We start from the raw sequence: 8,906 nt of genomic DNA, 5'->3' as shown, positions 1-8,906 counted from the left end.
ATGGAAATATGGAGCGCCTAACTCATGACTAGAAGTCACGAGTGTGCGGCTTGCGTAAATCAAATTACTGTCTAGTGCTTGCTTTTCGCTTCTTCCCATGCTCTCGATTTCTTCAATGAGATTTGCTAAATCGACTTCAGCTAATCTCCCTTGTTTTAATTTTTTAGCAATTGTCTCTATCCATAGATAAAAATCTTGGTCATAAAGACTTTGGTCTGTAAAAGGAGTTGGTTGAGGCGCTGTCATTTTATATTTAAAGCTGCCAAAATCAACAAAAGCCAGCAGCGGGATTTGAACTCGCGACCTTCCGATTACAAGTCGGATGCACTACCACTGTGCTATGCTGGCAAATTTGGCGATTCTTTCAATATAGCAACCACAATTTCTAATTGTACCATAATCAACCTATTTGTCTAGCTGCGATCGCTAAAAAATATCTGCCTCTTCAGAAATTAGGCTAAAAGACCAGAGATTTTGGCAATATCGCTGCTTTTGTACGCCTAGATGGTTTAAGCTGGCCTTGCAATTGTGATGAATTAACACGCCTGGTAAAGCAACAAAAATATATAATCGTTCTTTACACATCATAAGCATGGCAGTGTTGATCGGACGAGATTTATTAAGTCTGGCGGACATCAATCCAACGGAACTTCAAGAACTCCTGCAATTGGCAACTCAACTTAAATCACAACAGTTGAAGTTGCAGTGTAATAAAGTTTTGGGGTTGTTGTTCTCCAAAGCTTCAACTCGCACGCGGGTAAGTTTTACTGTGGCGATGTATCAACTGGGGGGACAGGTAATCGATCTCAACCCCAATGTCACTCAAGTTAGTCGCGGGGAACCTTTACAGGATACGGCGCGGGTGTTAGATCGATATCTGGATATTTTGGCAATTCGCACTTTTGCACAGCAGGAGTTGGAAACTTTTGCTCACTATGCCAAGATTCCGGTGATTAATGCCCTGACTGATGCAGAACATCCCTGTCAGGTATTAGCGGATTTATTGACGATTCAAGAAGGCTTTGGCACTCTTTCTGGGTTAACTTTAACCTACGTGGGTGATGGCAATAATGTGGCTAATTCTCTGATGTTGGGCTGTGCTTTGGTGGGGATGAATGTTAGAATTGCTACCCCTAGCGGATATCAGCCAGATTCTAGAATTGTAGAACAAGCAAGAGCGATCGCTAACAACAAAACTGAAGTCCTCCTCACTCATGATCCAGAATTAGCCGCTAAGGGAGCTACTGTACTTTATACTGATGTTTGGGCGAGTATGGGGCAAGAAGCAGAAGCAGGCGATCGGATGCCAATTTTCCAGCCTTACCAAATTTCGGAGCAGTTATTGAGCCTTGCTGATCCAGAGGCAATTGTTTTACACTGTTTACCAGCCCATCGCGGTGAAGAAATTACCGAGGCAGTTATTGAAGGTTCGCAATCACGAGTTTGGGAACAGGCAGAAAATCGCCTACACGCCCAAAAAGCTTTACTTGCCAGTATCTTAGGGGCAGAATGAAAAGAGTTAGGAGTTTGGAGAGACGCGATTAATCGCGTCTGTACAGGAGTTAGGAGTCAGAATAGCGAGTGTGCAATTGGCTCCTGACTACTTCTTGGTTAAAAATCCTAAATAAATGGGTAAAAGAAAAGAGAATATTCTTTGTTTTGCCTTTCATATTTTTACTTTTCTCTTGTTATAGGGAGTTTTTTGTAGTACTAATGTTCTAGAGACATTTATAATTACTTCTCGCAAATTTATGGAACGTCTAACGGAAGCTCAACAAGAACTTTACGAATGGTTAGGAGAATACATCCGATCGCACCAGCATTCGCCTTCAATTCGGCAAATGATGCAAGCGATGAACCTGAAGTCACCAGCACCAATTCAAAGCCGCTTAGAACATTTACGCACTAAAGGATATATAGAATGGACTGAAGGCCAAGCACGAACGATTCGCATTTTGCGTGCTGTGAAGCAAGGTGTACCAATTTTGGGGACGATCGCTGCTGGTGGTTTAATAGAACCATTTACTGATGCTGTAGATCATCTAGACTTTTCTAATATCTCATTACCTCCCCAAACCTATGCTTTGCGCGTAGCTGGCGATAGTATGATTGAAGATTTAATTGCTGATGGCGATGTCGTATTCCTGCGTCCAGTAGCAGAACCAAATCATTTAAAAAATGGTACTATCGTCGCCGCCAGAGTTGATGGATTCGGTACGACATTAAAACGTTTTTATCGCCAAGGCGATCGCGTTACCCTCAAACCAGCAAATCCTAAGTATAATCCCATTGAAGTCAGTGCTATGCAAGTACAGGTGCAAGGTTCACTGATTGGTGTTTGGCGCGGTTACAACTAAGTAATGGGGAGTGGGTAGTAGGGAGTGGGGGAGATGAGGGAGATGGGGGAGAAATAACTAATGCCCAATGCCCAATGCCCAATGCCCAACGCCCAACGCCCAATGCCCAATGCCCAATGCCCAATGCCCATTTGCTTTAATATATGTACCTGACGCCAAATCCAGTGCAGCAACTGCCCACTTTCCGCGAAAGTGACCACGGGGATACTCCCCGTGGCGCATTTCGATTAAAATTACCAATTGCAAGGGAAAGTAAGGGCAGTTATTACACTTCGCAACCATTACCAGGATGCCCAAGAATGCCTCCATCTCTGCAATTGCGGCAATATCAGCGACAAGCGATCGCTAGCTGGTTTTCCAACAATGGCAGAGGGACGCTGAAAATGGCTACTGGTAGTGGTAAAACGATTACTGCACTAGCGATCGCTTGTGAATTATATCAGCAGATTAATTTACAAGTGTTGTTGGTGGTGTGTCCCTACCGTCATCTTGTCACCCAATGGGCGCGAGAATGTGAAAAATTTAATTTGCAACCAATTTTAGCTTTTGAGAATTTACGCACTTGGCAAAGTCAACTATCTACGCAAATTTATAATCTGCGTTCTGGTTCTCAACGGTTTGTCACGGTGATTACTACGAATTCCACTTTAATTGGAGATGGATTTCAGTCTCAACTCAAATATTTTCCTGCCAAAACTTTAATTATTGGGGATGAGGCGCATAATTTAGGCGCACCCAAGTTAGAAGAAAGTTTACCGCGCGGTGTTGGGTTGAGATTGGCTTTATCTGCCACACCAGAAAGATATTTTGATGATTTTGGTACGCAATCCCTATTTGATTATTTTGGCCCAGTTCTCCAGCCAGAGTTCACTTTGAGGGATGCGATCGCTCAAGGTGCTTTGGTACATTATCTGTATTATCCGGTGTTGGTAGAGTTAACTGAAGCAGAAAGTATTGCCTATTTAAAGTTAACTAAAAGAATTGGGCGATCGCTACTGTATCGGGATCGAGAAAATGGCGAAGCGGGGAACTTTGAAGACAATGAAGATTTAAAGCCATTGTTGATGCAACGGGCAAGGTTAATTGGTGCGGCGGAAAATAAATTAAATGCTTTACGGGATTTAATGGCAACTCGCCGCGAAACTACTCACACTCTTTTTTATTGTAGTGATGGTTCGCAGGATGCGGGACAACGTTCATCTCTACGTCAACTTAAAGCTGTTGCTAAAATTCTGGGGGTGGATTTAGGGTATAAGGTAAGCACCTATACAGCCCAAACATCTTTACAAGAAAGGGAAATATTGCGCCGTCAATTTGAAAGCGGGGAGTTGCAGGGTTTAGTAGCAATTCGGTGTTTAGATGAAGGTGTTGATATTCCGGCAATTCAAACTGCGGTGATTTTATCAAGTTCTGGTAATCCCCGTCAATTTATCCAACGACGGGGGCGAGTTTTGCGTCCTCATCCTGCTAAGGAACGCGCTACTATATTTGACATGATTGTTTTACCACCAGATTTAGATAGAGAAACGATAGAAGTTGAGCGTAATTTGTTAAAAAAGGAATTGCGTCGCTTTGTGGAGTTTGCTGATTTGGCTGATAATGCAGGCGTTGCCAGAATGAAATTACTGGATTTACAAAAGCGATATGGGTTATTAGATATTTGATGATTAACCAGACAATATAGCAATCTTAAATCATTCGTGATAAACAAGATCCCCGACTTATTTGATAAGTCGGGGATTTTTGTCCTTCAATTCTCATAACTCATCTAGGATTGCTATATTTGTATTATTTTGTAAAATTTTTTTTAGTCTAGAAAAAAGAAGCATTAAGTATGAAATAATAAGATTATGAGTTTGATCATAATTGAATGTAAGTAAAAACTTTAAAGCTAGTCACATTCCATTATAAAGAAAATTATTAATATAAATAATAACAGAAAACGATTAAAGAATAAAGTGGTTTTTCAAAGAAAATTATAAATTTGCAAAAACTATTTTTTCCAAAAATTAAAGATAACGCAAACAGTGGTTTTACGGAGGTAAATACAGCACTAGAGAAAGTTAAAATATAGAAAAAGTATATTTCAAAAGCCAATATGTCACAAGAGGCGAATATCGATGATGTGCAGGAGCCAATTACCAGCGCTTTGCCGGAAGTACGGCAAATTATTGAGCGGGTATGGAAGCTGGAAAAAGGCAGGCTAGATAAAAAGATTAACAGCCATATAAACGATCATATTTTGGACATTATTAAGGAAGAGGTGCGATGAGGCTAACTTCAATCAAGCTCTGCAACTTTCGCTCCTTTTATGGTACGACGCCAGAGATGATCCTGGCTGGGGGAGATGTTCAGAACACGACGATTATTCATGGCAATAATGGCTCTGGAAAAACCAGTTTATTGAATGCCTTTACATGGGTATTGTATGATAAATTTAGTGCGGCGTTTGCATCAATAGAACAGTTAGTAAATAAGCGTGCGATCGCAGAAGCTCAAAAAAGTCAAGCTGTAGAATGTTGGGTAGAAATTGGCTGGGAACATGAAGGTAAACGCTATCGAGTTAAACGCGCCTGTCGGGGTTATAAAAACGAAACTGATTTTGAGGCTGGCAAAACTCAATTAACCATGTGGGTTGGCGGGGACGATGGCAAATGGAATATACCAAATCAGCAACCAGACGATATAATTAATCAAATTTTACCCGCTACTTTACATCAATATTTTTTCTTTGACGGCGAACGAATCGAAGAAATAGTTCGTTCCGATAAAAAAGCTGAAATTGCCGAAGCTACAAAAATTTTCTTGGGTGTGGAGGTAATCAACCGTTCCATCAGACATTTGGGAGATGCTAAAAAAGCTCTAGAAAATGAGTTAAAAGCTATTGGTGATTCCCAAACTAAAGAACTATTACGACAGCAAGAAAAGATAGAACGAGAGCGTGAACACATTACCAAACGGCAAATAGAGATTAAAGAAGAGTTAGAATCTCAACAAACTTTTAAAAAAGAGACAAGTAACCGTTTGCGTGAACTAAGTGCTGCGAAGGAATTGCAATCAAGATGGCAGAATTTAGAATCGCAGAAAGCGGCAAATCAAGAAGAATATAAAAAAACTAAAGAAGCGCTGAAAAAAGTTATTTCTGCGCGGGGTTATACCGTTTTACTGTCAGAAACTACAGCACAGTTCCGAGGAATTATCAATGATTTGAAGCAGCGAGGCGAGTTAACATCAGGAATTTCGCGGGAATTCGTCAATGATTTACTCAATTCTCAACGCTGTATTTGTGGTGCAGAATTACACGAGGGTAATCATTCTCATATTCATGTGAGTACCTGGTTAAATAAAGCAGGTTCTTCGGCGGTGGAAGAAACTGCAATTCGGATGATAGCTCAAGTAGATGAAATTGATAAGCAAGCTATAGGTTTTTGGGAAGAAGTTGATAGAGAACAAACTAGGATTAATCAGTTAAGGCAAAGCATATCTCAAGCTGAAGGCGATTTAGATAATATTCAAGAACGGTTGCGAAAAGATGCTAATGAAGAAATTAGCAGTTTGCAAAAACGGTTAGATGAAATTGAAAGTAAAATTGATGCATTAAATCGAGAACAGGGTGCAAATCAGCAGCAAATTGCTCAACTCACAACTGAAATTGAAGGTTTAAACAAACAAATTGCTAAACAAAAGCTGAATGAAGACAAGCAAACTTTAGCACAGCGACGAATTAACGCTACTCAAGATGCAATCGAACGGTTAACGGAAGTTAGAAATCGTCAAGAACAACAATTTCGCCTGCAACTAGAAAAGCGAGTCCAAGAGATATTCACAGAAATTTCTGTGACTCCATACATTCCTAAAATTAGCGATAAATATGAACTGACATTAGTAGAAAATACCACAGGTATAGAAGCACCAGTTGCAGCATCCACCGGGGAGAATCAAATTCTCAGTTTATCTTTTATTGCCAGCATTATTGACAAAGTAAGGGAATGGAGCGAGAAACGAAAAATGATGATGATTCCCGATAGTAGCACTTTTCCAATTGTCATGGATTCACCTTTTGGTAGTTTAGATGAAAGTTCGCGGCGACACATTGCGAAGACAATTCCGGAATTAGCGAATCAGCTGATAGTTTTAGTTACTAAGACTCAGTGGCGGGGTGAAGTAGAAGCAGAAATGACACACAGAATCGGTAGAGAATATGTGCTTACGTATTATTCATCTAAGCCGGATTGCGAACAAGATTATATTGAGTTGGGTGGGGAAAGATATCCTTTGGTGAAACAAAGTCCGAACGAGTATGAATATACTGAAATTATCGCGGTTGAACGTAATGTTTAAAGGATAAAGTTATGGTTGCGAGTCCAGACGCAAAGTATATGACTCCCCAGGAATACCTGGAATGGGAAGAACACCAAGATATTAAATACGAATATATCAATGGTGAAGTCTTTGCTATGACTGGAGGTACTATTCCCCATAATGATATAGCTTTCAACTTGGCTTCGGCATTAAAAAGCCACCTTCGGGGTGGTGCGTGTCGTGTCAATATAGCAGATGCAAAAGTAGGCGTATCGGAGAAAGGGTCTTTTCACTACCCGGATGTTGTGGTGAGTTGTCATCCAAGAGACAAACAAGCGATTAAATTTATTCAGTATCCTTGTTTAATTGTCGAAGTTCTCTCTCCTAGTACAGAAGCTTACGACAGAGGCGGGAAATTTATGCAGTATCGCCGTATCCAGACTTTACAAGAATATGTCCTCATTGATGCTGAAAAAATCAGTTTAGATTGCTTTCGTATAAATGACAAAGGGATTTGGGAGTTACATCCTTATGAAGAAGGGGATGAAGTTCATTTAACTAGTGTTGATTTCCACTTTCCTATTTCTTTGGTTTACGAAGATGTTCAGTTTCCAATATAATTTTGGATCTTCAGTACATGGTATACTTAACTCATATAGCAATCCTATTTGATTTTTGAAAATCACAAGATTCAAATCCCCGACTTCTTAGAGAAGTCGGGGATCTAGTTGTTCACGAATGATTAAGTAGGGCTATAGTTAAAATGCCAATTTAATAAGCATCTAACTCGGAACTTTTTAACCAAACCTGATATCAGAAATGAGTCTACTTTGTTTGTGCAACTCGCTGCACGCGCAAACCCTCTGTGTCATCAACCGTAGGAGTGGCAATTAGCGATTCATTTCCTGTCAGACCTGATGTAATTTCTATTTCAGTACCATAATCTCGCCCAACGGCAACTTTTTGATAATGCACTATTTGGTCTTTAGTTACAGTTGCTACCTGCGTACCTCCGGCGTTAACGACTAAGGCACTATCTGGCACAACAAAGGGAGGATGGCTGCGGTTAATGGCAAATTTGACATTGGCATACATCCCAGGTCGCAGCGTCCCGTCGGAATTATGCACTTCTAATTGTGCCAGCAAAGTGCGAGTATTTGGATCTATAGCGTTGCTAGTACGCACTACTTTACCCGTAAACACTCGTTGTGGTAACTCTCTGACTGTAATTTGTGCTGTTTGACCAGTCTGAAGTGACTGTGATAAACTCTGTGGAACACTCACATTTACGTTTAGATTGTCATAAGCGGCAATAGTATAAAGGCTGGTATTGCTGGTATTGGTGTTGCTGCTATTGCTGTTGCCACTACCTGCTGAAATTAAAACACCTGTATTTACGTTACGTGCGGTAATCACTCCTGCAAAAGGAGCAGTGACTTTCTTATAAGACTGCAATACCGTATTACGCTGGAAGTTTGCTTGACTTGCGTAGACGTTAGCTTGTGCTGCTTTGATGTTCGCAGAGTCGGAATTAACAGTGTTTTGTGCTGCCTCAACGTTGGCAAGATTAGCCTGATATGTAGCATATTTTGTATCTGCTTCTTGTTGAGCGACTGCACCTTGCTTGACAAGAACTTGCCAGCGCTGCCAAGTCTGACGTGCTATCAATAGATTAGCGCGGGCTTGCTTCAAATCAGAAATACCTTTAGCTAAATTAGCACGAGTTTGAAGCACGTTAGCTTGTGCTTGCACTAATTCTGCCTTCGCTTGCAGAACTTGCTGATCGGTGTCTGGTGAATCAATCTCTGCCAATAACTGACCAGATCGGACGCGATCGCCAATGTCTGCGTACCACCGCCGCAAATACCCAGTACTGCGAGCGTAGATGGTCGTTTGGTTAAGGGCTACAACATTGCCAGTTAGTTCCAATTTGGTACTAGCAGTAGCACGACGGGGAGTGATCACATTGACTGTGGGTAGGGTGCTTGCTTCCTTAACTGCTGCTTGTAATTCTGACCTTTGGCTTAACCGAGGCAGAATACCTATGGCCAGTAGGCTAGCAAAGAAAACAGCACCAATTACAGCCCAACCAATTCCACTAATGCCGCGCTTTTGTTTTCTAGAAGTCGTTTGTTCTTCAGAATCAGGAGATGGACGATGCTGAGAATCCATAGGTAAACTGTCCCATATTATCTAAGAAAGCAGAATTTTAGCAGCTAGAGTCATTACCATGATTGGCTTTGACTA

General features: G+C 41.0%; 9 protein-coding genes and 1 tRNA gene. 6 read left to right on the top strand and 4 right to left on the bottom strand.

From position 1 onward, the window contains the following. Positions 1-246, bottom strand: a 246-nt coding sequence (locus HWQ23_RS23390) for a DUF29 domain-containing protein (RefSeq protein WP_292833521.1), incomplete at its 3' end; no start/stop codon positions are given. Positions 247-276: 30 nt separating this feature from the next. Continuing rightward, positions 277-348 (bottom strand) — tRNA-Thr (locus tag HWQ23_RS23385). Positions 349-592: 244 nt separating this feature from the next. Between HWQ23_RS23385 and argF the strand changes: the two genes are divergently transcribed. Further along, complete coding sequence (gene argF / locus HWQ23_RS23380; protein ID WP_292833518.1) at positions 593-1,513, top strand: ornithine carbamoyltransferase; 921 nt, start codon at positions 593-595, stop codon at positions 1,511-1,513. 238 nt (positions 1,514-1,751) lie between these two features. Continuing rightward, positions 1,752-2,357: a transcriptional repressor LexA gene (lexA, locus tag HWQ23_RS23375; protein ID WP_292833515.1), complete on the top strand. Its 606-nt coding sequence runs from the start codon at positions 1,752-1,754 to the stop codon at positions 2,355-2,357. A 57-nt stretch (positions 2,358-2,414) separates the two neighbouring features. On the opposite strand, the gene HWQ23_RS23370 is transcribed toward lexA, so the two are convergent. Further along, complete coding sequence (locus tag HWQ23_RS23370; protein ID WP_292833509.1) at positions 2,415-2,666, bottom strand: hypothetical protein; 252 nt, start codon at positions 2,664-2,666, stop codon at positions 2,415-2,417. On the opposite strand from HWQ23_RS23370, the gene HWQ23_RS23365 reads away from it, so the two are divergent. The 4 genes from HWQ23_RS23365 to HWQ23_RS23350 all read left to right on the top strand — a co-directional run bounded on the left by HWQ23_RS23365 (position 2,597) and on the right by HWQ23_RS23350 (position 7,279). Then, positions 2,597-4,021 (top strand): DNA phosphorothioation system restriction enzyme, encoded by a 1,425-nt coding sequence (locus HWQ23_RS23365; RefSeq protein WP_365742433.1) that lies wholly within the window; start codon positions 2,597-2,599, stop codon positions 4,019-4,021. The genes HWQ23_RS23370 and HWQ23_RS23365 overlap by 70 nt on opposite strands. Positions 4,022-4,455: 434 nt before the next feature. Continuing rightward, positions 4,456-4,629 carry a hypothetical protein gene (locus HWQ23_RS23360; RefSeq protein WP_292833503.1) on the top strand — a complete coding sequence of 58 codons (174 nt, stop codon included), beginning with the start codon at positions 4,456-4,458 and terminating at the stop codon, positions 4,627-4,629. Continuing rightward, positions 4,626-6,698 carry an AAA family ATPase gene (locus HWQ23_RS23355; protein ID WP_292833500.1) on the top strand — a complete coding sequence of 691 codons (2,073 nt, stop codon included), beginning with the start codon at positions 4,626-4,628 and terminating at the stop codon, positions 6,696-6,698. The genes HWQ23_RS23360 and HWQ23_RS23355 overlap by 4 nt, the downstream gene beginning before the upstream one ends. A gap of 11 nt (positions 6,699-6,709) precedes the next feature. Continuing rightward, complete coding sequence (locus HWQ23_RS23350) at positions 6,710-7,279, top strand: Uma2 family endonuclease (RefSeq protein WP_292833498.1); 570 nt, start codon at positions 6,710-6,712, stop codon at positions 7,277-7,279. A gap of 205 nt (positions 7,280-7,484) precedes the next feature. On the opposite strand, the gene HWQ23_RS23345 is transcribed toward HWQ23_RS23350, so the two are convergent. Then, entirely contained in the window at positions 7,485-8,831 is a 1,347-nt protein-coding gene (locus HWQ23_RS23345; protein WP_292833495.1) for an efflux RND transporter periplasmic adaptor subunit, read from the bottom strand. Positions 8,832-8,906 lie beyond the last annotated feature (75 nt).

The organism is Nostoc sp. JL33, assembly GCF_017114985.1.
Classification (GTDB): Bacteria; Cyanobacteriota; Cyanobacteriia; order Cyanobacteriales; family Nostocaceae; genus Nostoc.
Note: the sequence above shows the minus strand (reverse complement) of the source record. Positions and strands in the feature narration are given on the sequence as shown.

Coding starts and splice junctions, on each gene's coding strand:
- argF (WP_292833518.1), top strand. CDS start 593: ATGGCAGTGTTGATCGGACGAGATTTATTAAGTCTGGCGGACATCAAT.
- lexA (WP_292833515.1), top strand. CDS start 1,752: ATGGAACGTCTAACGGAAGCTCAACAAGAACTTTACGAATGGTTAGGA.
- HWQ23_RS23370 (WP_292833509.1), bottom strand. CDS start 2,666: ATGGAGGCATTCTTGGGCATCCTGGTAATGGTTGCGAAGTGTAATAAC.
- HWQ23_RS23360 (WP_292833503.1), top strand. CDS start 4,456: ATGTCACAAGAGGCGAATATCGATGATGTGCAGGAGCCAATTACCAGC.
- HWQ23_RS23355 (WP_292833500.1), top strand. CDS start 4,626: ATGAGGCTAACTTCAATCAAGCTCTGCAACTTTCGCTCCTTTTATGGT.
- HWQ23_RS23350 (WP_292833498.1), top strand. CDS start 6,710: ATGGTTGCGAGTCCAGACGCAAAGTATATGACTCCCCAGGAATACCTG.
- HWQ23_RS23345 (WP_292833495.1), bottom strand. CDS start 8,831: ATGGATTCTCAGCATCGTCCATCTCCTGATTCTGAAGAACAAACGACT.